General features: G+C 43.2%; 22 protein-coding genes and 1 tRNA gene. 9 read left to right on the top strand and 14 right to left on the bottom strand.

Features of this window, described 5'->3' with window-relative positions; translation table 11 throughout:
• Nucleotides 1-74: 74 nt before the first annotated feature.
• From DW036_RS17320 to DW036_RS17355, 8 genes are all read left to right on the top strand, one after another.
• A complete protein-coding gene (locus DW036_RS17320; RefSeq protein WP_118465487.1) occupies nucleotides 75-3059 on the top strand; it encodes a TonB-dependent receptor domain-containing protein in 2985 nt (994 codons plus the stop codon).
• Nucleotides 3060-3084: 25 nt separating this feature from the next.
• Nucleotides 3085-4407, top strand: a complete 1323-nt coding sequence (locus DW036_RS17325) for a DUF4876 domain-containing protein (RefSeq protein ID WP_233560485.1) — start codon at nucleotides 3085-3087, stop codon at nucleotides 4405-4407.
• Between the two features lie 46 nt (nucleotides 4408-4453).
• Nucleotides 4454-6070, top strand: coding sequence for a DUF6850 family outer membrane beta-barrel protein (locus tag DW036_RS17330; RefSeq protein ID WP_118465489.1), 1617 nt, complete (start codon nucleotides 4454-4456; stop codon nucleotides 6068-6070).
• 36 nt (nucleotides 6071-6106) lie between these two features.
• On the top strand, nucleotides 6107-6691 hold the full coding sequence (locus tag DW036_RS17335) for a hypothetical protein (protein ID WP_118465490.1): 585 nt from the start codon (nucleotides 6107-6109) through the stop codon (nucleotides 6689-6691).
• Nucleotides 6678-7250: a PepSY-associated TM helix domain-containing protein gene (locus DW036_RS17340; protein WP_118465491.1), complete on the top strand. Its 573-nt coding sequence runs from the start codon at nucleotides 6678-6680 to the stop codon at nucleotides 7248-7250. The genes DW036_RS17335 and DW036_RS17340 overlap by 14 nt, the downstream gene beginning before the upstream one ends.
• Before the next feature lie 295 nt (nucleotides 7251-7545).
• Nucleotides 7546-8433 carry an ABC transporter ATP-binding protein gene (locus tag DW036_RS17345; RefSeq protein ID WP_118465492.1) on the top strand — a complete coding sequence of 296 codons (888 nt, stop codon included), beginning with the start codon at nucleotides 7546-7548 and terminating at the stop codon, nucleotides 8431-8433.
• Between the two features lie 273 nt (nucleotides 8434-8706).
• Nucleotides 8707-9375, top strand: a complete 669-nt coding sequence (locus DW036_RS17350; protein ID WP_118465493.1) for a hypothetical protein — start codon at nucleotides 8707-8709, stop codon at nucleotides 9373-9375.
• A gap of 36 nt (nucleotides 9376-9411) precedes the next feature.
• Nucleotides 9412-10443, top strand: a complete 1032-nt coding sequence (locus tag DW036_RS17355; protein WP_118465494.1) for a DUF4857 domain-containing protein — start codon at nucleotides 9412-9414, stop codon at nucleotides 10441-10443.
• Between the two features lie 83 nt (nucleotides 10444-10526).
• Here DW036_RS17355 and DW036_RS17360 read toward each other — a convergent pair whose 3' ends face one another.
• From DW036_RS17360 to DW036_RS17370, 3 genes are read right to left on the bottom strand one after another with little or no spacing between them, the layout of a single operon-like run.
• Nucleotides 10527-11198, bottom strand: a complete 672-nt coding sequence (locus DW036_RS17360; RefSeq protein ID WP_118465495.1) for an RluA family pseudouridine synthase — start codon at nucleotides 11196-11198, stop codon at nucleotides 10527-10529.
• An 8-nt stretch (nucleotides 11199-11206) separates the two neighbouring features.
• Nucleotides 11207-11953, bottom strand: coding sequence for a 3-oxoacyl-[acyl-carrier-protein] reductase (gene fabG, locus DW036_RS17365; RefSeq protein WP_007209579.1), 747 nt, complete (start codon nucleotides 11951-11953; stop codon nucleotides 11207-11209).
• 23 nt (nucleotides 11954-11976) lie between these two features.
• Nucleotides 11977-12564, bottom strand: a complete 588-nt coding sequence (locus DW036_RS17370) for a TetR/AcrR family transcriptional regulator (protein ID WP_115502060.1) — start codon at nucleotides 12562-12564, stop codon at nucleotides 11977-11979.
• A gap of 235 nt (nucleotides 12565-12799) precedes the next feature.
• Here DW036_RS17370 and DW036_RS17375 point away from each other — a divergent pair.
• A tRNA-Met gene (locus tag DW036_RS17375) sits at nucleotides 12800-12872 on the top strand.
• Nucleotides 12873-12934: 62 nt separating this feature from the next.
• Here DW036_RS17375 and DW036_RS17380 read toward each other — a convergent pair.
• From DW036_RS17380 to DW036_RS17430, 11 genes are all read right to left on the bottom strand, one after another.
• Nucleotides 12935-13759 (bottom strand): hypothetical protein, encoded by an 825-nt coding sequence (locus DW036_RS17380; protein WP_118465496.1) that lies wholly within the window; start codon nucleotides 13757-13759, stop codon nucleotides 12935-12937.
• A gap of 11 nt (nucleotides 13760-13770) precedes the next feature.
• Complete coding sequence (locus DW036_RS17385; RefSeq protein WP_007209418.1) at nucleotides 13771-14139, bottom strand: GntR family transcriptional regulator; 369 nt, start codon at nucleotides 14137-14139, stop codon at nucleotides 13771-13773.
• Nucleotides 14140-14141: 2 nt separating this feature from the next.
• Nucleotides 14142-14972 carry a hypothetical protein gene (locus DW036_RS17390; RefSeq protein ID WP_118465497.1) on the bottom strand — a complete coding sequence of 277 codons (831 nt, stop codon included), beginning with the start codon at nucleotides 14970-14972 and terminating at the stop codon, nucleotides 14142-14144.
• On the bottom strand, nucleotides 14969-15823 hold the full coding sequence (locus DW036_RS17395) for an ATP-binding cassette domain-containing protein (protein WP_118465498.1): 855 nt from the start codon (nucleotides 15821-15823) through the stop codon (nucleotides 14969-14971). The genes DW036_RS17390 and DW036_RS17395 overlap by 4 nt, the downstream gene beginning before the upstream one ends.
• Before the next feature lie 228 nt (nucleotides 15824-16051).
• The gene (locus DW036_RS17400; protein WP_118465499.1) at nucleotides 16052-17497 is read right to left on the bottom strand and encodes a tetratricopeptide repeat protein; all 1446 of its coding nucleotides are present in this window, start codon (nucleotides 17495-17497) and stop codon (nucleotides 16052-16054) included.
• A 5-nt stretch (nucleotides 17498-17502) separates the two neighbouring features.
• The gene (locus tag DW036_RS17405; RefSeq protein WP_118465525.1) at nucleotides 17503-18453 is read right to left on the bottom strand and encodes a PstS family phosphate ABC transporter substrate-binding protein; all 951 of its coding nucleotides are present in this window, start codon (nucleotides 18451-18453) and stop codon (nucleotides 17503-17505) included.
• 10 nt (nucleotides 18454-18463) lie between these two features.
• Nucleotides 18464-19279, bottom strand: coding sequence for an energy transducer TonB (locus DW036_RS17410; RefSeq protein WP_118222932.1), 816 nt, complete (start codon nucleotides 19277-19279; stop codon nucleotides 18464-18466).
• Nucleotides 19280-19305: 26 nt separating this feature from the next.
• Nucleotides 19306-19959 (bottom strand): biopolymer transporter ExbD, encoded by a 654-nt coding sequence (locus DW036_RS17415; protein ID WP_187374630.1) that lies wholly within the window; start codon nucleotides 19957-19959, stop codon nucleotides 19306-19308.
• A gap of 15 nt (nucleotides 19960-19974) precedes the next feature.
• A complete protein-coding gene (locus DW036_RS17420) occupies nucleotides 19975-20580 on the bottom strand; it encodes a biopolymer transporter ExbD (protein ID WP_007667672.1) in 606 nt (201 codons plus the stop codon).
• A 31-nt stretch (nucleotides 20581-20611) separates the two neighbouring features.
• A complete protein-coding gene (locus DW036_RS17425; protein ID WP_118465501.1) occupies nucleotides 20612-21424 on the bottom strand; it encodes a MotA/TolQ/ExbB proton channel family protein in 813 nt (270 codons plus the stop codon).
• 203 nt (nucleotides 21425-21627) lie between these two features.
• Nucleotides 21628-22074, bottom strand: a complete 447-nt coding sequence (locus tag DW036_RS17430; protein ID WP_118465502.1) for a hypothetical protein — start codon at nucleotides 22072-22074, stop codon at nucleotides 21628-21630.
• Nucleotides 22075-22581: the final 507 nt, after the last annotated feature.

Consider the following 22581-nt stretch of genomic DNA (forward strand, 5'->3'; position numbering starts at 1 on the left):
TCCTACCTGTCGCCATCTCTTTACCTTTGCAAAAAAAATAGTAGTAGCACTACCGTTTTAATATAACATCCCCGATGGCTAACAGATATATATTATTCTTTCTTTTCACTTTAGGCTTTATACAATCAGGATTCTGCCAGCATTATACAATTAAGGGACGGGTTGTTGATAACAAGAACAAGTCTCCAATGGAGTTCGTTACAGTATACTTGCCCGGATACGAATTGTGGGCCATTAGTAATGAAAAAGGAGCGTTCACTATCAATCAAGTACCAGCCGGCAAAGTAAAAATCACTGCACAATATTTGGGATACGTTACGCAGACATTGGATATAGATGTACAGAAAAACATCGAAGACCTACTAATCACACTACAGGAAAGCAATCTGACGCTAAATGAAGTGGTGGTTACAGCACAGAAAAAAACAAGTGACCCAACAACTTCATATACAATAGATCGTGCCACTCTGGATCATGCACAAATATTAAATGTCAGCAGTCTCAGCACTCTATTACCGGGCGGTAAATCAACCGGTGACCAGAATCTGGCAAGCTCTGACGAACGTATCGCTCTACGAAGCGGAAGCAGCGAAATGGGAAATGCTTCTTTCGGTACTGCTGTCACAGTAGACGGTGTGCGCCTGCAAAACAACTCGGAAATGAGCGAAACAAAAGGTGCAGGCTTGCGTAATATCAGTTCTTCAAACATTGAATCGGTAGAAATTATTACTGGAATTCCATCTGTGGAATATGGAGATTTATCAAACGGAATCGTAAAAATAAATACGCGGAAAGGGAAAACACCGTTTATCATCGAATTGGCCACCCAACCTAAAACAAAACAAATTGCCATAAGTAAAGGCTTTTTGCTTGGAGACAGAGCAGGTACAATTAATACCAGTTTGGAACGCACAAAGTCAACCTCTGACTTGGCCTCTCCACATACTGCCTATGATCGCAATTCTTTAACATTGACTTACTCTAATACCCTGAACCGGAAAGCACAGCGTCCACTTTCACTGAATGCGGGCTTTACCGGAAACATAGGTGGTTACAATTCTGAAGCCGACCCGGATGCTTTTAAAGATACTTATACAAAAACACGCGATTACACTTTTCGCGGAAACATCGGACTGAACTGGCTGTTGAACAGACCATGGATAACCAACCTCTCACTGACAGCCTCCATGTCATACTCAGACAAGCTGTCTAAAGTAAACACCAATAAAAGTAGCGCATCCACACAGCCCCTTATTCATAGTACGCAGGAAGGATATTTCATAGCAAGTAACTATGATGAGAATCCAAATGCTGAAATTATCCTCAGTCCTACCGGATACTGGTATCAACTGGCATATACCGATAACAAACCTGTCAGCTATGCAGTGAAACTAAAAGCCGACTGGGCAAAACGTTGGGGAAAGATTTCCAACAGAATCATGCTTGGGGCGGAACTGAATAGTAGCGGTAACAAAGGCCGGGGACTCTATTACGATGATATGCGCTATGCACCTACCTGGCGTGAATATCGCTATGATGAATTACCATTCCTTAATAATATAGCAGGCTATCTGGAAGATAGAATAACACTTCCTCTCGGAGGGAACTCTTCTTCCCTGGAATTGACAGCAGGAGTACGTTCGGATATCACCTATATCAAGAATTCCGAATACGGAACAGCAAATAGTTTCTCTCCACGTTTCAATGCGCAATATACATTATGGAAGAATGCAGATAAATGGGTCAGCGATTTAAATGTATATGGCGGTGTAGGTAAATCCGTAAAACTACCTTCATTTGAAGTCCTTTACCCATCACCCTCTTACTCGGACAAACTGGCCTTTGCTCCAGGAACCATGAGTGACGGAACCACCTTCTATGCTTACAGCACGATTCCCTCAAAAGCCATCTATAATCCCGATCTGAAGTGGCAATATACCCGACAAGCAGAGATAGGTATGGAAGCCACCATCAAAGGAACAAGGATTTCAGTATCAGCTTTCCGGAACAAAACATATAATCCATACATGCGTACAAATGTATACACACCTTATTCTTATAATCTGACTACTCAAGAGCATCTGAATAATTGCGAAATTCCTTCGGCAAACAGGGTTTACAGCATTGACCAGCAGACAGGTATCGTTACTGTTACAGATAAAACAGGTGCATACCCAAGCCAAGAATTATCTTATAATACCCGCAATACATTCAAATCGAACATCCAATATAGAAACGGTTCACCGGTAGAAAGAATGGGACTCGACTGGATTATTGATTTCGCACAAATCCCCGCACTGAGAACATCAGTCCGCCTGGATGGAAATTATTACTATTATAAAGGTATAGAAGAAAACCTGATTGCATGGATGCCAAGCTCAGCATCGAATATGGCTGATGGCAACCCATATAAGTATGTGGGTTATTATGGAGGTTCCTCCATAACCTCTACTTCCTCTTCTGCTTCTGCTTCCGTTTCTAACGGCAGCTTGTCTAAACAGCTAAATATGAATCTGACTATCACAACGCATATTCCCAAAATACGAATGATCCTCTCTATGAGAATAGAAGGTTCCTTCTATAATTATAAGAAGAATTTGTCGGAATACAGCAACGGAGAAAGTAGAGGCTTTGCCCTGGAGAATGCCGGAGATTACTTTAGTACTGATTATGATATCTACGGAAAAAACAAATATGTAGCTGTTTACCCGCTCTATTACTCTACGTGGGAAGATCCGGATACCCGGATACCTTTTGCAGAGAAATTTGCATGGGCAAAGGAGAATGACACAGCGTTATATAATGAGCTGGCAAAACTCGTAACTAAATCGAGTACATCTTACTATTTTAACCCCAACAAGATTTCCTCGTATTTCTCCGCCAACATTAACCTGACAAAAGAGATCGGAGATTTTGCCTCCATTTCATTCTATGCGAATAATTTTTTCAACCACATGGGGCGGGTGAAATCATCACAAAACAATCAGGAATCATCACTCTACAACAGTTCATACATTCCGCAGTTCTACTACGGATTGTCAATCAGACTAAAATTATAAGTGTTTAATTAAAATAGAAATGAAAATGAAAAAGTATGCTTTTCTAATTCTTAGTGTATTACTCTTTTGCGCAGCGTGCAGCGATGATGAGAATGATGCCTACAAGACCTACCAGGTGACTGTACAACTGGCTTATCCGTCAGGAAGTGAATTAAGTGCAGTAGAAGGAGTTCCGGTTAAGTTGACCGGAAGTACAGGTACTACTTATGATGCTACCACCGATGCCAATGGTAAAGCTGCTTTCACTGTACCGGCAGGCATCTATGAAGCTTCTGCCTCCGAAAAACGCGTTTCAAACGGTTACTCCTTCATACTGAACGGAGTTAAAAGCGGCATCACGGTAACGGAAACGTGGACTGGTGACAGTGTCGTAGAAGTGGCCTTAACAGAATCCAAATCAGGACAAGTTATTATCAAAGAGTTGTATGTAGGCGGATGTCAGAAAGATGACAGTTCCGGAAATTATCAATATGACAAATATGTTATACTATATAACAATTCAGAGCAGGCGGCTACGTTGGAGAACTTCTGCTTAGGAATGGTCAACCCATACAATGCAAACGCTACAACCAATGATTATGAGAACGGAGTACTATCCTATGCCAACGACAATTACATTCCTGCCGGATGTGGAATCTGGTATTTGCCCAGAAACTTAACCATCGAAGCCGGGAAACAAGTGGTTATAGCTCTGAACGGAGCCATCAACCACACATTAACTTATTCTAACTCTGTAAATTTAAGCAATGCAGATTATTGTACGTATGATATTGAAGATTTTAGTCTGACAAACTATTACCCCACTCCTTCGGAAAGTATTCCTACCGCCAACTATTTTATGGCTTACAAATACGGACAAGGAACAGCATGGGCGTTAAGTAGCAGTTCTCCAGCATTTTTTATCTTCTCAACTCACAATACAACTCCAGAAGCCTTTGCCAGTACACCCGACTACCATTATACAGCGGGCAAAGAAGGCAGTGCCGCATCGCGCTGTGCAAAGGTGCCTACAGACTGGATATTGGATGCGGTTGAAGTCTTCAGTCAAGCACAACTCGCCAAAAGTCAAAAGCGCCTGACGCCTGCTATTGATGCTGGATACACAGTCCTGACCAATACACAGGGCTACACTTCATACCGTAACGTAGACAAACAAGCTACCGAAGCAGTGGAAGGAAATAGTGGTAAACTGGTTTACAGCTATAATTATGGAACAGATGGAAGCACTGATCCAAGTGGCATAGACGCCGAGGCATCTCTGAAGAATGGAGCACGTATCATTTACCAGGATACGAATAATTCGACAAATGATTTCCACCAGCGTAAACAAGCTTCTTTGAGAGATTAAAACTGCCTCTCTTGAACAATTAAACTACGAAAACAGCCCAGTATTGATGCTTATAAATAAAAGAATACTCCTATTCACACTGCTTAGCGGAGCTATCTGCTCCGTCTTTGCAGTGCAATATTCCGACTCTATTGGCTGGAAGAATCTTCCGTATATCAAGCAATCGGAAGCCTGGCTTAATAGTGAAAATGCCGCCGGACTACATACACTGTCTATCCCTCGTATCACTACAGCAGAGGTATACGTAGATAAACAGAACGGAGAATTTATTGATTATTTCCAGTCGGACAATAGCTTGGAATTCGGTGCTCAGGTGGAGTCATTCTATCGTCTCAATTCCAAAGTAGTATTCTACGGGAAAGTAGACTACCGTAACTTTGCAGGCAAAAATATGAGTGGTTCATATTTTATCAATCCGAAGAATACTCCTTTCGACATCGTAGAATACACCGATGAAAATCGGGGAGATAAAAAGCTGGAAAACTATCATCTGGTAGGAGCCGTCAGTGCCGACCTCTCAAAAAAGATAACGATCGGAGGAAAGGTAGATTACACTGCTGCCAATTATGCCAAGCAAAAGGACTTGCGTCATGTCAACAAACTACTTGATATGAATGTGACTGTCGGAGTAAGTTATCTACTCAACAAACAAATTGAGTTGGGGGCAAACTATTATTATCGCCGAAGTACGGAGGGACTGTTACTGGATATGTATGGCACTACTGACCAGATATATAATTCACTGACCAGTTACGGTGGCTTCTTCGGGGTTATGGAACAATTCGGAGAAAACGGATATACAAAAGAAGGTGAAGAAAAACCATTGTTCAATGAATACCATGGAGGAGCCTTACAATTGAAATGGCACATTCTTCCAAAACTTCAATTCTTTAATGAATTTGCCTATAAATCACGTAGTGGATATTATGGTAAGAAATCTCCTGCCACGGTAGTTTATAGCGAACATGAGTCTGATATACTGTCGTATAACGGAACACTAACTTTACAAGAACGGAAAAATTTGCATTCCCTGCACATTGATTTCCAACAAGAAACATTGAACAATTTCGAGAATATTTATCGGTATAACAATGAAGGTGGTGGTATCAATAATGTAGATTATTACGGAACGCTGGATACCACAGACAAGACCACTTTGAATCTGAGTGCTGAATATACAGGTAACTTTTTGGTAACAGACGGATGTCCTGCATGGGTGGCAAAAGGCAGCTTTTCTTATTTCAGCAGAGAACTTACAGCTTCTATGTATCCGTATTACCGGAAACAGGATATCAACTCCACAACATTTCATTTGTCTGGTGAACGCAACATATGTCGCTCAAAAGATATGTATAGTCTATATTTAGGCGGAACATACGCTTCGGGTAATGGAAACGCCCTAAAAGACGGAACCTATGCCACTCCGTCGGAGAGCCAGTCCGCCCCCAAAAGTATGGATACGTTTCTGTACCAAGAATTTGAATACCTTACCTGCAAACGGCTGAAAGGGGAAATCGGCTTCAAATACGCGCATGCAATAGGTGCAAAAGGTATGAAAGGATATACTTCTATCCGCTACGCCATGACTAAAGCATTCGACGTGGAATATTTGAAAGGGAGTCAACGCCATGAACTGACGTGGACTTTGGGAGTTACTTTTTAACAACAATAATGATTAACAATAAAACAAAAAACAACAATGAGAACTAAAACATTATCAATCGCAGCCGCCATCATGGCGTTATTCTTTATCGGAACTTCTTGCAGCAACAAGCAGAAGAGCACCGAAGAAACCGCAACCACCGAACAGACCACCGGTGCAATGGAAATAGACGATCTTCTGGCTAACGCCGAGTCACTGACCGACCAGGAAGTTACCATCGAAGGCGTATGTACACATGCCTGCAAGCACGGCGCCACCAAAATCTTCCTGATGGGTAGCGACGACACACAGACCATCCGTGTAGAAGCAGCCAAACTGGGTTCTTTCGATACGAAGTGTGTCAACAGCATCGTCCGCGTCACCGGAACCCTGAAAGAACAACGTGTGGACGAAGCTTATCTGCAACAATGGGAATCACGCTTGAAAGCTGCCGCTGCCGAAAAGCACGGTGAAGGCGAAGCCGGATGCAGCACTGAGAAGAAAGCACGCGGCGAAACAGCCAATACGCCCGAAGCACGTATCGCCGACTTCCGCGCCAAAATAGCCAAGCGTCAGGCCGAATCAGGAAAGCCCTATCTGTCATTCTATTATATGGAAGCCGCCAACTATGAAATTCAGTAAGGCGGGAACCGCATTTCGGAAATGGAGCCGGACAATCCACCGGGACCTCTCATTCTTTTTCTCGGGGATGGTATTGATATATGCCATCTCCGGAATTGTGATGAACCACCGGAATACGATCAATCCCAATTACTCGGTAGAGAGACAGGAATATACCATTACCGAAGTGATGCCGCCGCAGGCCGGAATGAAAAAGGATGATGTCCTGAAGCTGCTGGCACCACTCGGTGAAGAAAAGAACTATACCAAACATTACTTCCCGAAGGAAAACCAGATGAAGGTATTCCTGAAAGGCGGTTCCAACCTGATGGTCAATCTGCAGACCAAGCAAGCCGTTTACGAGAAGCTGACACGTCGTCCGTTGATAAGCGCCCTGACCAAGCTGCATTACAATCCCGGAAGATGGTGGACTCACTTCGCAGATGTGTTTGCCGTAGGACTCATCATTATTACCGTCACGGGAATGGTGATGCTGAAAGGACCAAAAGGCTTGTGGGGACGAGGAGGTATAGAACTTGCAGCAGGTATACTGATTCCGCTACTTTTTCTATTTCTATAAACGACTCAAGCTTCGCATATAGCCTGAAGGTATAAACATTGGATAGCAGCCTAATTATCAAAGCATTGCATTTACCAAGCATTTACAACAAGAGGTAAAAGCATTTACCGCAGGATGTAACGACATTTACCCCGTATTGTAACGCTCTTTACCTCGGTATGTAACGGCCTTTACCTCGGCGTGTAAATGGAGTTACCATTTGGGGTAAACAGAATTACCTACAGGAGTTTCGGGATCAATCCATGCAGCTAACGAGTAATTAAAATAGGTTCAATACTAAAAACAAAAGATATCAATGGAGAATATCATTGAATGCAATAACCTGACGCACTATTATGGCAAACGGTTAATTTACGAAAACCTCAGCTTCAGCGTGCCTAAAGGGCGCATTCTGGGACTGCTGGGGAAGAATGGTACAGGAAAAACCACAACGATCAATATATTGAGCGGTTACCTGAAACCCCGCTCCGGCCAATGTTCCATCTTCGGACAGGACATTCAGACGATGCACCCCTCAACACGCCGCAACATCGGCCTGCTCATCGAGGGACACGTGCAATATCAGTTCATGACCATCCGGGAGATCGAGAAGTTTTATTCTGCTTTCTATCCGGGACAGTGGCGCAAAGAAGCGTACTACGACCTGATGGACAAACTGAAAGTAGCTCCCGGGCAACGCATCTCGCGTATGTCGTGCGGACAACGTTCGCAAGTGGCACTGGGACTTATCCTGGCGCAAAACCCGGAATTGCTGGTACTGGACGATTTCTCTCTCGGCCTGGACCCCGGCTACCGCCGCCTCTTCGTGGACTATCTGCGTGACTATGCCCGCTCGGAAAACAAAACTGTTTTCCTGACCTCACACATCATTCAGGATATGGAACGTCTGGTAGACGACTGCATCATCATGGATTACGGACGTATCCTCATCCAGCAGCCCGTAAAGGAGCTGTTGGACACGATACGCCGCTATACCTGCACGTTGCCCGAAGGTTACAAGATGCCGGAAGATAAAGACTTCTACCATCCGTCTCTTATCAGAAACACGCTGGAAACCTTCTCGTTCCTGCCTCAACAAGAAGTGGAAAACCGCTTCAAAGCCCTTCAAATGCCTTACAGCGATTTGAAATGCGAGACTATAAACCTGGAAGATGCCTTTATCGGACTGACGGGAAAATACTAATAATGCGAATCAGTAGTTGAAACAGATTCATAACGGGAAAGAAAGGAATAAAAGTGATTAGTGTTTGGTGATAAGTGATTAGCGCCATTCGGTATATTATTTTTTAGACGCGGCTAACGCGGATTTAAAAGGCTGCACTATAAAAGTGGATAAAAAAAAGATCCGCGTCATCCGTGTCATCTGCGTCTAAAAGATTATTTATCATTTAGTTCATAACCCGAAAGAAAGGAGTTAATTTCAACTCCTGATTCACATTAATAACTAATAACTATTATGAACGCTATATTTTATAAAGAATGGATTAAAACCCGCTGGTATCTGTTGCTTGCACTGCTGGTTACGCTCGGTTTTGCCGGCTACTCGATGTTGCGCATCAACCGTGTTGCCAGCATGAAAGGCGTGGAACACGTTTGGGAAGTTATGCTGTCACGTGATACCGTATTCGTGGATTTACTGGAATTTATTCCTCTATTGGTCGGGATATTGCTTGCTCTGGTACAATTCGTACCCGAAATGCACCATAAATGCCTGAAACTGACATTGCATCTGCCCTACCCGCAACTGCGGATGATTAACCTGATGCTGCTCTACGGACTGGTAGTGTTACTTATCTGTTTTGCCGCCAACTACCTGCTGATGACGGTTTACATGCAAGGCGTCCTGGCTCCGGAACTTTATTCGCGGATTCTGCTGACAGCTCTTCCCTGGTATCTGGCAGGTATTGCCGCTTATCTTCTGATTTCATGGATATGCCTGGAACCGACCTGGAAACGCCGCGTCCTCAATCTGGTAATCTCTGTATTGCTGTTGCGTATCTTCTTCCTGGCTCCGGCACCGGAAGCCTACAACGCTTTCCTGCCCTGGCTGGCAATCTACACCCTGCTCACGGCAAGTCTCTCATGGCTTTCCATTGCACGGTTCAAGGCAGGAGAACAAGATTAACAGGTTATACATTCACTATTAAGAACGAAAAAGACAATGAAACGTTTTAGTCAAATATTCTTATACATCACCATTGCATTGCTCATTATCTGGCAGTTGCCTTGGTGTTATTCTTTCTTTGCGGCAAAGCCATCGAAGGTTCCTTTCTCCATGTACAGCAGTGTCCTCGGCGACTTCCTCTCCATGGGCAATGAAGACGGTAAAGGCGTGGTACGACGCGACCAGTCCGGCAACGTATATACACAGGAGCAGACGGACAGTATTCTCCCGTTCTTCTACATGCGCCAGCTTATGGCGGATGAGCGGTTTCCGGACAGCATCAATGGTGTTGCCGTCACTCCGCGCGAAGTGCAGCTTACAAATTTCAGCTTCCGCTCGGCAGCTTCGGATATCAATGCCTCCAAGATAGAGCTTTATCCTTTGCTGGAAAGTATGTCGGGACGTGTGGACCTGAGTATGCCCGATGATGTATTCCGCGTCACCTCGAAAGGTATTGAATTTATCGGTATGAAAACCAATACGGTAGATACGGACAAAAGCCAACTGTTCACAGAGGCTATGGTGAAGAAAGGGTTTAAATTCCCTGCCCGCCGATTGGCCGGTAATCCCACTACTCGCAAGGAGTACGATGAAGGCTATCTGATTCTGGATAATGAGGGAAAACTTTTCCATCTGAAACAGACGAAAGGACGCCCGTATGTGCGTGCTATTTCCCTGCCGGAAGGCTTAAATGCGAAGTATCTTTTCATCACGGAGTTCAAGGACCGCAAGACGCTGGGTTTCCTGACGGATGTGGATAACAACTTCTATGTGCTGAACAATAAGACGTATGATGTGATCAAGACCGGAGTTCCTTCCTTCAACCCTGAAGAGGATGCCCTGTCTGTCTTCGGAAATATGTTCGACTGGACGGTTTGTGTGAAAACAGCCGATGCGGACGAATATTATGCACTGGATGCGGATGATTATTCGCTTATCAAGTCCATCAGCTTCCCAAGAAAGAGTAACAGCATACCGGGATTGCACTTTACGTCCTCTCAGGATAAATATGTGAAGCCACGCTTCTGATAAGAGGGTAAAGCCATAAATAGAAATGCGTCAAAAGACTATCCTGTCTTTTGGCGCATTTCTATTTTATAGTAAACTCTTTCTTATACCATCTGAAAGCCTTGCCAAAGATTCGTCTGCGGCACAGGCGCCTCCACATCAATCATTTCTTTAGATACCGGATGCACAAAACTGATATGGCGTGCATGCAGGCAAATGCTTCCATCCGGATTGGAACGGGCAAAGCCATACTTCAAATCTCCCTTGATAGGACATCCCATCTTTGCCAACTGGCATCGTATCTGATGATGCCGCCCGGTTTTCAGATCCACTTCCAGCAGAAAGTAATTATCCGACTTACCTATCAACCGATAATGCAGGATAGCCTTTTTACTCTTCGGCACTTCCTTATCATAAGCATAACTTTTGTTCTGCTTTTCATTGCGCACCAGATAGTTCACCAGTTCTCCTTCCGGCTCCTTCGGAGCATTCTTTACGATAGCCCAGTAAGTCTTCTTCACCTCACTGGTTTTAAACATTTCATTGAGGCGGGACAACGCCTTGCTGGTCTTGGCAAATACAACAAGACCGCTCACGGGGCGGTCCAGCCGGTGGGTAACACCGATGAAGACATTACCGGGTTTCTGGTATTTCTCCTTCAGATACTGCTTTACGGTTTCCGAAAGCGGCGTATCTCCCGTCTTGTCTCCCTGAACGATCTCGGAAGCGGTCTTGTTGACTATAATGATATGATTGTCCTCGTATACGACAGTCATACGCTTTCTTACATATTCATACCACCATCTACCTGGATCACCTGTCCTGATACATAAGAAGACATATCAGAAGCCAGGAAGGTAGCAATGTTTGCCACGTCTTCGGGAGTACCGCCGCGACGCAAAGGAATCTTCTTTGCCCATTCGGCTCTTACCTCGTCAGACAATGCAGCAGTCATATCGGTCAGGATAAAGCCCGGAGCGATAGCGTTGGCACGGATACCGCGAGAACCTAATTCCTGTGCGATAGATTTAGCCAAAGCAATCATACCAGCTTTGGAAGCTGCATAGTTGGCTTGTCCGGCATTACCGTGAACACCTACTACAGAAGCCATATTGATAATGCTACCAGCTTTCTGGCGCATCATAATCGGAGTACAAGCGTGAACGAAATTGAAAGCGGATTTCAGGTTAACGTTGATAACCATATCCCATTGTTGCTCGCTCATACGCATCATCAGACCGTCACGGGTGATACCTGCATTGTTTACCAAAATATCGATGCGGCCAAAGTCTGCATGAATAGCCTCTACCACCTTGGCAGTATCTTCAAAATTAGCAGCGTTTGAAGCATAACCTTTAGCTTTCACGCCCATTGCTTCAATTTCCTTTGCCGTATTCTCTGCATTTTCATCAATCACCAAGTCAGTGAATGCGATATTTGCTCCTTCAGAAGCGAACTTTAATGCGATAGCCTTACCGATACCGCGTGCAGCACCAGTTACAATGGCTGTTTTTCCATCTAATAATCCCATACTTTTTTAATTATTGATTAAAGTTATTCTTTTCTACGCAGTGCCCCGAACACGATGTTCTCAACGTATTGTCCACGTGTTTCATCGGTCAGTTTAGCACCTATATGCCCACGTATGTAAGGCACTTCAATGCCTTTCACACTGTAATGCACCAATTCGGCAGTCATGTCGATATCGTCAACCTGAAACACCCCTTTCTCCACGCCCTCACGGAGAACATCCTTGAAAAGCTGTATTTCTTTGGCATCAAAACGTTTTCGCACCTTCTCCACCCGCCATATATCACGGAAAAAGGTAGCACGGAGTGTTCCATTCCGGTACACCACCTCTTTCACAGCATCCAGGCGGGTATAAATCATTTCGATTATCTTCTGATCGGGCGAGATGTCTTTCTCTACCACCCGCTTCATTATATCCGAAAGGATGTCCAGCTCCGATTCGACAACAGCCATATAGATCTCTTCCTTACTTTTAAAATAGGTATAAAGCGTTCTTCTACCTTTTTTAGAAGCAAGAGCGATATCGTTCATCGTGGTATTCTCAACACCCATCTTTGCAAATAGCTGACGGGCTACATCCACTAATTTAGCTTTTGTCTTCGATACGGCCATATATTAATAATTGCACATTGCTTAATAATTTGAGCAAAAGTATAACTTTTCTGTATATCACACAAGAAAACGCAGATTTTATTAACATTCGGTCACAGGAAGAGGATAAAAAAGCATATTTACTATAGGGCTACTTATCAATCAGTTAGGCTACACATTACATTTTTTAGTAAAAATAAGATGGATTTTATTTGTTTGTTTCATAAAAAGCCGTACCTTTGCACCCGTTAAACATCGCGGAGTGGAGCAGTTGGTAGCTCGTTGGGCTCATAACCCAAAGGTCATTCGTTCGAGTCGGATCTCCGCAACTAAATAAAAAAAGACCGTTTCTCAACGGTCTTTTTTTATTGTATCCTGATAATACCTATCGTTATTTCACAACTACTGTTGCTGCTTCTTTCAGTTTTATATCCAATGAAGCGCCTTCCGACTGAGGCATCCAAACTACCTGATGACATTCCCCCTTCTCCAGAGTACATCTTTGATTGCCATGAGCATATAGATATTCCGTATCAACGTGGAACGAACTTGCATTCACATTCCAACTGCGTATTCCGTTCAGATGGAGATGCAAATTATCTGCTTTACCAGCATTAAACAACCATGCACCATTCTGGACTGTTAAAGCTCTAAAGTTACAATCATTTATGGTAGCATAATCTTGCACCATCAGAGACAATGAATCACGGGTCAAACCTTCAACAGTCATTTTCTGGGCTTCAAGACTGGTTTGTAAGAACTGTACGTGATCTGGCAAAGCTATAATTATCTCTTCGGAGCGTAAATTAAGCCAATACAGGTCTTGGTATTTCTTTTCAAGCTTATCATTAGGAAAATCAAAAACGATACGCAATGTATCTCCAACTGAATTCATCGTCATAAATTCATCCATACCGGAAGCATAAGTGAAAAATCCTTGTCCGGCTTCACCAGAAGTAATCTTCAAAGGAAGCTCTCCAAATGCCGGCATTCTTATTCCCTTTTCTTCACCCTCACCCGTAGCGATGATATTTCTAACCGCCACCATCTGTATAACTTTGCACTGTGGTAGTTGAACAGTCTTCTTTTCTCCTTTAATATCCAGGAAAATATTATCCCAACCTGTAACTTGCATAGAGGCGTAGAATATGCCAGCGCACACCACAACCAATCCGGTAAGCAACATTCCAAATATTATATAAGTTGTTCGTTTCATAATCTTCTTCTTTATTTTTGTTTCTTACTAAATTCCCGGTACATAGCCGACATGTCTTCTGCCGAAATACCGAGGGTATACATCTGCTTGAAGAAATAATCTACTTCTTCTTTGAGAAAATACTCTTTACGCAATGAAAGGATTAACGCACGAGCACCGGAAGCGACGAAATAGCCGATACCACGTTTGTTATAGATAACCTCCTGCGATTGCAGATAATCGTACGAGCGCATCACCGTATTGGCGTTCACCTCTACCACAGCTGCATATTCTCTGACGGATGGTATGCGTTCCTCTTCCCGATATTGCCCGAGAAGCACCTCGTCACAAATGCGATCTGCTATTTGAAGATAGATGGCTTTACTTTCTTTAAAATTCATACTTACCAGCGGTTAATGATTTCGGATTCTTTAAAACGGAAATAGGCAACTACCCAGTTGAAGACGGCCATTGCGAAAAAGATTACCGTAGATGAGAGTGTCATCGTTTCATCCGATACGGTCTGATTTACTCCACCACTGCGACCTTCAAATAGCATTTTCGCTAATACTGAACCTATCGCTATATAAACGATAGCAATCACAACAATAGCTGAAAAAGTCTTCACAAATGAATTCTTTGGCCAAATGGAGCTACCCAAAACAAACAGGGACTGTGCAAAGAAATAAGCACTTACTCCCAACATGAAATAATTGCAATCATCGAAAACTGTCCAGAATTGTCCTTTTCCCACCAGATGGGAAAGTGGAGTAGAAGCAATTATACCTTTCAACTCGGGATAACTAATCATATAAACTGTTACACGTGTCCAGTCCGCCAGTTTGAAAGCTATTAGAAATACAATAAGGAAACCGAAAGTGAATACCAGCCAACGTGAGAAAAACTTTTCGAACATTGTGGCAGGAATCATCAACATAGCTATCCGATTCGTTTTAGTCTTCATGCGCTCCATTATAAACGAAGCACTCAAAAGCCCCATAATAACAAGTGCCCAGACGAAAGCTCCTAACTCGAAATTCCAGATAGGATCTTGACTCACTCTCCCATCTGCCTGTAGATAATTGTATTGGAAATATCCGTTCCATACGAAAGCAATCGCCATTATACCGTACATCATTACGAAGCGTAGCAAATTTGCCTTCCAACTCTCCACCATTTCTTTGCGACATAAGTTCACAAAACGGGGTGCACTAAAAAAGGTATCGCGTATCATTGTTCATTCTGTTTAGGGTGAAACATTCCTTTTATCTTCTCAGGGTCCGTAAGCGCAGCACCGAACAGCAATTCAAGATTAATCTCCGACTCTTCACCATCCGTATTCGGCAACATCAGGAAATTGCCCTGTATGGAAGGAAGCGTGTAAATTGCTGCTTCTGCCAATTCGCGCTCATCGCTTTCAACGAAAAGAAACTTACTACAGATGTTGGCAGTGGATGCATCGAGCAAAACATGGCTGTTATCCATAATCACCACATGATCCAGTATCTTATCAATATCCCGCACCTGGTGGGTAGAGATAATAATAGTTCGGTCGTCCGACATGCCCGAAGCAATAAACTTACGGAACTGGCTCTTACCCGGAATATCAAGACCATTGGTCGGCTCATCCATAATCAGCAGTGAAGTGTGGGTAGCTAATGCAAAGCTCATAAAAACCTTCTTTTTCTGCCCCATAGACAAGGCTCCCAGATCGATATCCTGCTCCATTTCGAAGTAATGCAGGTACTTCACCATGTCTTCCTTACTGAAACGGGGATAGAACTGACTGTTCAATTCCACGTAGCTGACTAAAGAAATAGGAGGTAATTCAAATTCTTCGGGAACCAGGAACATGTCCTGTAGTGTGATAGGCAACCGACGGCGTACATCGGTATCATGATACATTATTTTCCCACTCCTGGGAGTAAGCAAACCGCTCATCAGATAAAGCAGTGTAGATTTACCGGCACCGTTCTTTCCCAGTAACCCGTATACTCTACCTCTCTCTAACGAGAGCGAAAAATCGTGCAAGACTTCTTTTTTGCCCCGACGATAACTGAACGAAATATTTTCTACCTGTAGCATACTTATATGTTTTTATAGGTGGCAAGGAAACAAGATACAAGGAGAAGGCCTTGTCAACTGGTATCTGATACCTTGCTATCCCCAATATTAGTGTATTAGTTTATTAGTACACCGCAAAGGTAGACAATCTTTTTAATAATCCAAACATTTACAGAAAAAACATAAAAAAAGGAGGAGCTAAGAATCACTCTCCACTCCTCCCGACACGACAAACAACTAAAATTGTTGCTATTTGATGCCTTCCAACGCCTTTTTGGCAGTAGCATTGGTGGGGTCTATAGCCAGAATTTTATTCCAGAACTCTTTCGAAGTAGGATAGTCGCTCTTTAACAGATAGTAGTAACCCAGATAACTGTAGCACTCTATCAACGCAGAGTTATACTTCGGTTCATTCTTACTCAGCAGCATGTCCATTACCTTTTCGTAATAAGGTTTCGCCAGCCCGTCAGTAGTTTCGGGGTCCATGGCAGAATTGGTCCGGGCACGCCACATTTCTCCCAGATAACTGTCGGGAGCTTGTTCGGAAACAAGGGTGAACACAGAGTCAGCAGACTGCAATGCCAGTTTACGGTCGGCAGGCTGCACGGCGAGCGAGTCCGAAGACGTGCCCTGTCCGTAATAAAGACGTCCTAACTGGAATAATGTTTCAGGAGTCTTCTTGTCTTTGGCTAATGCATCGTAATATTTACGGTACGCAGCAATAGCCTCTGCATAATTATTATTCATTTCATGGGCATCGGAGATTTCACGCCACAAGTCCACTTGCGTATCATCTTTCTCTAATGCCTTACCATATTCTATAATAGCTTCATCGTATTTCTTCAATGCACTCAATAAGGCGCCATAGTAACGGTAATCCAGATAAGAATAATCAGCCTTGTCCGAAGCATTAAAGAAAGCATGAGCAGCCTTTTCCGCATCTTCATAGCGCTTCAGGTCCGTATTGTTATACATGACAAGACGGTTGAAAGCAGCGTGACGGGCATTCTTCTGCAAACCTTTCTGAGCAACCTGCAATGATTTCTCGAAATCATGGTTCAGGAACAATGCAAAAGCATATTTCAGCATATCATCTTCCGTAGCAAGAGGCGTATCGATAAACTTAGCATACATTTCAGCAGCCTTGCCGAAACGATTGCTGGAATAGTACACCTCCGCCAGTTCCCTATCGGCTTCCAGGCAATTCGGATCTAAAGCTTTGAGTTGTTCCAACTTCTCAATGGCCAATGCAGGACTGGCAGACTTATAGGCCTGTGCATACTTCAGATAGGCCTCCTTACAATTCGAATCAAAATAGATAGCTTGCTCATAAAGCTGGCAAGCTTGCCCTATATTTTTTTGTGCAAGGGCAATATCACCCTCCAATACAGACACCTTAGGATCTTTGTTATTGGCTTTCTTTGCCATTGCCAGGTACTCCTGAGCTTCGGTAAGCTTTCCGGCATCCAGATAAACATGGGCAACGGAAGTTACAAGATCCACATTCTTTTTGTTTTTCCCTTTCAGCAATTCCCCTACTTCTTCAGAAGCTTGTGCAGGATTTGTCTGAATCAGGCTTTTCATTTTATCTACCCCAGCCTGCCATTCAGGTACAGGCGTTTGTGCGGAAAGTGTGCCGGCCAACAGCAACGCTCCCATACTAAGAACTAACATCGTTTTCATAATAGCATTCATTTTAGTTATTTATCTTTTATATTCACCACCCGTACCGGTTGGGTAGCGGGTACTAATCCCGACTTTAAAATAATCCGCTGTCCCCGGTCGGAAGCGAGGAAGGAGGCAAATCCCCACGGAAGCGCACTCCGCGGATCATTCAACAGGACATAGATGCTGCGTGTCAACGGATAATCACCGTAAAACAAATATGCCTGATAGGGTTTGAAACTGTTTTCCGGAGTTGCCTTGTCGGCAGCGCTGACGGACATCACCCGTACTTCTTTGCTGAAGGAGAGTCCAGTACTGTCATTGCGGTCGCTCAGCCAATTCACGCCGATAATGCCGATGGCATCAGGAGTCTTTGACACAAAGTCGATGACCTCTCTATTGGTCTTCAACGCCTTTATCTGGTCTGCCAATGGAGCACCCTTACAAATGGAATCTACAGCAAAACGAACGGTACTGGAATTCTTGTTATCAAATACCAGACGAATATCCTTCAGCTGGGATGCCGGATAGATTTCTCTCCATTGTGTGGCCTTTCCCGTCAGGATGTCGCGAATATCATTCACTGTAATCAGCGTATCAGGATTATCTTTATTGGTAATCAACGCTAACCCATCTGTAGCAATCTTTATCTCCTGCGGGAAGAACTTCCGGCTGTTGAAAGAGTTCATCTCCTCCGGTGTCAGTCTGCGGCTGGTGATTGCCAACCGCAGACTGTCCTTGAGCAATAGATTGACGGCTTCTACTTCCGTCACATAACGGGGCACAATTCCTGCCAAAGGAAATACACCTTCAAAAACATCCACCTCTTCCTGCACGATAGGCTGGAAACTTTCGTCAGCAGCAATTGCTATCACGCCGGAAGTGTACGTATCCGTCAGTCCGTCCTTAGGCTTATTTTGGCAGGCAGACACCCAAACCAGTATCACCGCCAAACCTAAAAGTTGAAGTTGTTTCACCGTTTTCATAACACACACATTATTGTAGCTTGAACACAACAGGTATCGTATATTTCACCGACACTGCTTTACCATTCTGCTTACCGGGAATCCACTTAGGCATAGACATGATCACACGGACAGCTTCTTTGTCCAGATAAGGGTCTACACCTCTCAGCACATTCACATCACGTACACGTCCGTCGGCACCTACCACAAACTGGCAAGTTACACGGCCTTGTGTTCCGTTTTCCTGAGCGATAGTCGGATACTTCATGTTCTTGCTGATGAACTGCATCATCTCTGTCTGACCACCGGGGAACTGAGGCATTTGCTCCACCATATCGAAAACCTTTTCAGGTTCCGGTTCAGCCTGTGTTACCACCTGCTTCAGGTCGGCAATATCCTTACCGTTTGCTTCGTCGTTACCTTTCACGTCAGCAATAGAGATAGCTACCTTGGTTTCTGTCAATTCTTGCTGACTCTTAATTTCATCCTCATCTCTCACTTCTTCATCTTTCTTGATGACAGGAGCGGTAAATTTGATAGAACTCTTCAGTGCAGGAGGCGGGGGAGCAACCGGCTCCACTCTTTTCATTTCTTCCTGCTTAATTTCCGGTTCTTCCAATTGAGATAGGGTAGTCACCTCGGTCATCACTTCTTTCTGTTTCGGTGTAGCCATCTTAATCAAGGTAGGGATACTAAATCCTACCAATGCGATGACAATCACCAGTATCACAGCAATGTTATGACGCTTCGGAGATTTCTCTCTTAACTGATAAGCACCATAGGCTTTATTCTTGCCACTGAATATCAGGTCACACCATTCCGAAGAACTTAAATCTACTTTAGCCATATTCTTACTTTTTTAGGTGTTACACATTATTCGGCAATGTTCTGCGACAATTCTCCCTTGCTATCATAGTTCTTTATCAGGAACTCATCGGCTTCGGCGATATCCGTAATCACATACTTACCTATATTACATATCTGCATTTCATCGAGTGCATCAATCAGATTCATGTACGAAGCATCATCGGTGGCTTTGATAATTACGGTCGGGGTATCCTTTCCGCTCTTAATTTCACCCAGTTTCTTCGTAAATTCTTCCTCTGATATCTTAAGATCCAGTTTCTGCTGTTTCAGTTCATTCACTTCATTTACAGCAGCTCTATTACGTTGCAAAAGCATTGCTCTCAGACCGTCCGCTTGATAGGTTGTTTCCTTCAGCGAACTGTAGTCCTTATAGTTGGGCTCTCCATCGTAATAATACAATTTATTGTCACCTCCCAACAGTAATGTGATAGCTTGTGAAGCCTTCACTTTCGACTGCTGTTCTTCTGTGACGTTCTTATCATTACTCGGCATGCTTATCTCCATAGTCTGAGGTTTACTCAGTGAAGTACAAAGCATAAAGAAGGTAATCAGCAACATATTCATGTCCACCATCGGTGTAAAGTCCACCCTGACGGTCATTTTCTTTTGCTTATTTTTTCCGCCTTTTTTCTTATTGCCGCTTTCTTGTATTTCAGCCATAATATTTCCTTTCTGTTAGTCTTCAGAAGTAGTCTTCAGAGAAGTGATCAGATTATATCTGTTCTCTCTGAGGTCCTGAAGTGAGTTCATCACATTCTTGATTACGGAATAAGGAGTATTGGCATCCGCCTTAATGGCGATACGTAAATCTTTGTTCGTTGCACGGGCATTGCGCACCCAGGCTTTGAACTGATTATCGATACTATCGGTAGGTATCCCCTCATTCTTTAACACAGCGTCTTGCTGATCCTGCGGCAAATCAAGGTACTTCTTCATACTCTTCATCGGCACTCCGAAAGTAGATGCCAGTGAGAATTTCTTAGTTTCCTCCGGAGTGAAAGTCACCCCATATTCTTGCCCCATTGCTTCCAGCACCTCGCGCAAGTCAGACTGTTTGTCCAGACTCATAAACACTTTTCCGTCCGGATCGACCAATATCTGCAGGATATTCGTTTCCGGGATCTTAATCTCGGATACGGAGGCCGGAGTGGTAACTTGTACCGGCTCTTTCTTCACGAACGTAGACGTCAGCATGAAGAATGTCAGCAGCAATACAGTTACGTCACTCATCGCCGTCATGTCGATGAACGTACTTTTCTTTTTTATTTTCGCTCTACCCATAATTGTAGTATTTTAAAAGGGTTCGACCGATTTACTTATGCGTAGCTGCAAATGTCTGCACGATAGAGAAACCAACCTCGTCAAGGCTGTAAGTTAACTTATCAATCTTATTGGTATAATAGTTATAGGAGATAACAGCCAGTGCACCAGTCAAGATACCGAAAGCAGTATTAATCAAAGCCTCGGAAATACCTTGTGACAATGCCATAGAGTCAGCAGAACCTCCGGCAGCCAGAGCGGCAAACGAACGGATCATACCGATAACCGTACCAAGCAATCCCATCAATGTACCCAGAGTGGTGATAGTACCGATAATAGGTAAATTCTGCTCCATCATTGGCAATTCCAGTGCAGTAGCTTCTTCCAGCTCTTTCTGGATAGCAAGCAACTTCTGATCTTTGGCAAGAGTCGTATCATTTTCCATTTCAGCATACTTCTTCAGAGTAGCATTTACTACATTAGCAACAGAACCACGTTGATTGTCGCAAAGTTCCTGAGCCTTCTTCATATCGCCAGCAGCCAGAGCAGCTTTAATGCTAGCAACGAATTTAGCCAATGAACCTTTACCGAAAGCAGCACCAATTGCAATGTAACGTTCAATACTCAGTGCAATAACAGTCAGCAAAAGAGTCTGAATAACCGGAACGATGAATCCACCTTTATAGATAGTACCGAGGAAGTTCCCTGGCAGCGGATGATTGTTCGGGTCATTGTTCATAAAGTTAGAGGGATTTCCCAACACAAAGTGAAAAATAAGCACGGCAACGATAAAGCAAATTACGATTACCCAACCGGCGGATTTGATGCCTTTAAAAGAGGCAGATTTCTTTTGAATAGTTTCCATGATGAAAAATTTAAATGGGTTTTGTATTAAAATTGATTTTTAAAAATTATGCGCATGGATATAGTTCTCCCCTTCACAGCATGAACACGCCGCTAACACCCGTATAACCCACCCCAAGACATAGGGTTGTAAAAGGTCACCTACTTTCAGCCATATTTAGGGAAAGGAGTAAAGGGAAAAAGGAAAAACTAGTAAAAGGAAGTTTAAATCACAATCCGCCGCAAAGTATAGATGTAGTATTCACTACTAAAAGAAGTGTAATGCGGATCTTTATCTGAATAATATAGTTTAGACTGGTCGTGTACCAACAAATTGTGATGAGAAGAAATCATCAAAATACCTCTCATAAAAGATGCTGTTTCAACAGCTCTGCGAAAACGATAGGGATTAAAAGAATATCTTTCAGAGATAGGTTTGTTTCCAAGTTCTGCATCCGTAGTCCACATAAACTTGGAATTAGTAAATAAGCTTCGTGTATTATTAGCGACATTATCCGAAGAAGCATTCTTTAATGATGATGAAGAAGCACTCACCTCACATGTAGATGCTGCTTTATCAACCATCCCCGTAAAGTTGACGGCTCTGCTACTGAGACTATAGGTCACCATAAGTAGCACAAATACCAAAAATGTCTTTACAGTTGTTCTCATGTCGCTTTCAATTCTATTAGTAACAACAGCTAATGACTGTTTTTTGTTTTACTAAAATCGAATTTTCTTTTAATAAAAAAAATAATGTTCAGTAAATAAAGGATTTATAGTACCTTTTAAGACGAAGTAAAGGTACGAATAAAACATCAAATACGAAAGCAAAGATAAGATATAAATTCCTGATTTTAAGTAGTTTTAATCATTGATTCGGAACTATAATCCGGTGGTATTACGTAGATAATACAACAATGCATATTCTATTATAAGTATGCAATTAAAATGCAAAAACAGCACTAAATATTCTTTCCATCAGTACACAAAAGATAGGGGAGTAGGTGAGAAAAAGGTTCCTTATTCTTATTATTAATAGGTAGTATATTGTTTACCTACCACCTCTTCCTGCAGGTACTCTTCCTCCAGGAGGAGGAGAATTGAACAGAACAGTAGGGGGTATAAATACAAAAAGCCCCCATATCAATCGATATGGAGGCTTTCCTCTAAAAACGG

The organism is Bacteroides sp. AF39-11AC (assembly GCF_003474285.1).
Classification (GTDB): Bacteria; Bacteroidota; Bacteroidia; order Bacteroidales; family Bacteroidaceae; genus Bacteroides.

What these genes read in the sequence shown, in the direction of transcription:
- DW036_RS17320 (WP_118465487.1), top strand. Translation starts at nt 75, where the DNA reads ATGGCTAACAGATATATATTATTCTTTCTTTTCACTTTAGGCTTTATA.
- DW036_RS17325 (WP_233560485.1), top strand. Translation starts at nt 3,085, where the DNA reads ATGAAAAAGTATGCTTTTCTAATTCTTAGTGTATTACTCTTTTGCGCA.
- DW036_RS17330 (WP_118465489.1), top strand. Translation starts at nt 4,454, where the DNA reads ATGCTTATAAATAAAAGAATACTCCTATTCACACTGCTTAGCGGAGCT.
- DW036_RS17335 (WP_118465490.1), top strand. Translation starts at nt 6,107, where the DNA reads ATGAGAACTAAAACATTATCAATCGCAGCCGCCATCATGGCGTTATTC.
- DW036_RS17340 (WP_118465491.1), top strand. Translation starts at nt 6,678, where the DNA reads ATGAAATTCAGTAAGGCGGGAACCGCATTTCGGAAATGGAGCCGGACA.
- DW036_RS17345 (WP_118465492.1), top strand. Translation starts at nt 7,546, where the DNA reads ATGGAGAATATCATTGAATGCAATAACCTGACGCACTATTATGGCAAA.
- DW036_RS17350 (WP_118465493.1), top strand. Translation starts at nt 8,707, where the DNA reads ATGAACGCTATATTTTATAAAGAATGGATTAAAACCCGCTGGTATCTG.
- DW036_RS17355 (WP_118465494.1), top strand. Translation starts at nt 9,412, where the DNA reads ATGAAACGTTTTAGTCAAATATTCTTATACATCACCATTGCATTGCTC.
- DW036_RS17360 (WP_118465495.1), bottom strand. Translation starts at nt 11,198, where the DNA reads ATGACTGTCGTATACGAGGACAATCATATCATTATAGTCAACAAGACC.
- fabG (WP_007209579.1), bottom strand. Translation starts at nt 11,953, where the DNA reads ATGGGATTATTAGATGGAAAAACAGCCATTGTAACTGGTGCTGCACGC.
- DW036_RS17370 (WP_115502060.1), bottom strand. Translation starts at nt 12,564, where the DNA reads ATGGCCGTATCGAAGACAAAAGCTAAATTAGTGGATGTAGCCCGTCAG.
- DW036_RS17380 (WP_118465496.1), bottom strand. Translation starts at nt 13,759, where the DNA reads ATGAAACGAACAACTTATATAATATTTGGAATGTTGCTTACCGGATTG.
- DW036_RS17385 (WP_007209418.1), bottom strand. Translation starts at nt 14,139, where the DNA reads ATGAATTTTAAAGAAAGTAAAGCCATCTATCTTCAAATAGCAGATCGC.
- DW036_RS17390 (WP_118465497.1), bottom strand. Translation starts at nt 14,972, where the DNA reads ATGATACGCGATACCTTTTTTAGTGCACCCCGTTTTGTGAACTTATGT.
- DW036_RS17395 (WP_118465498.1), bottom strand. Translation starts at nt 15,823, where the DNA reads ATGCTACAGGTAGAAAATATTTCGTTCAGTTATCGTCGGGGCAAAAAA.
- DW036_RS17400 (WP_118465499.1), bottom strand. Translation starts at nt 17,497, where the DNA reads ATGAATGCTATTATGAAAACGATGTTAGTTCTTAGTATGGGAGCGTTG.
- DW036_RS17405 (WP_118465525.1), bottom strand. Translation starts at nt 18,453, where the DNA reads ATGAAAACGGTGAAACAACTTCAACTTTTAGGTTTGGCGGTGATACTG.
- DW036_RS17410 (WP_118222932.1), bottom strand. Translation starts at nt 19,279, where the DNA reads ATGGCTAAAGTAGATTTAAGTTCTTCGGAATGGTGTGACCTGATATTC.
- DW036_RS17415 (WP_187374630.1), bottom strand. Translation starts at nt 19,959, where the DNA reads ATGGCTGAAATACAAGAAAGCGGCAATAAGAAAAAAGGCGGAAAAAAT.
- DW036_RS17420 (WP_007667672.1), bottom strand. Translation starts at nt 20,580, where the DNA reads ATGGGTAGAGCGAAAATAAAAAAGAAAAGTACGTTCATCGACATGACG.
- DW036_RS17425 (WP_118465501.1), bottom strand. Translation starts at nt 21,424, where the DNA reads ATGGAAACTATTCAAAAGAAATCTGCCTCTTTTAAAGGCATCAAATCC.
- DW036_RS17430 (WP_118465502.1), bottom strand. Translation starts at nt 22,074, where the DNA reads ATGAGAACAACTGTAAAGACATTTTTGGTATTTGTGCTACTTATGGTG.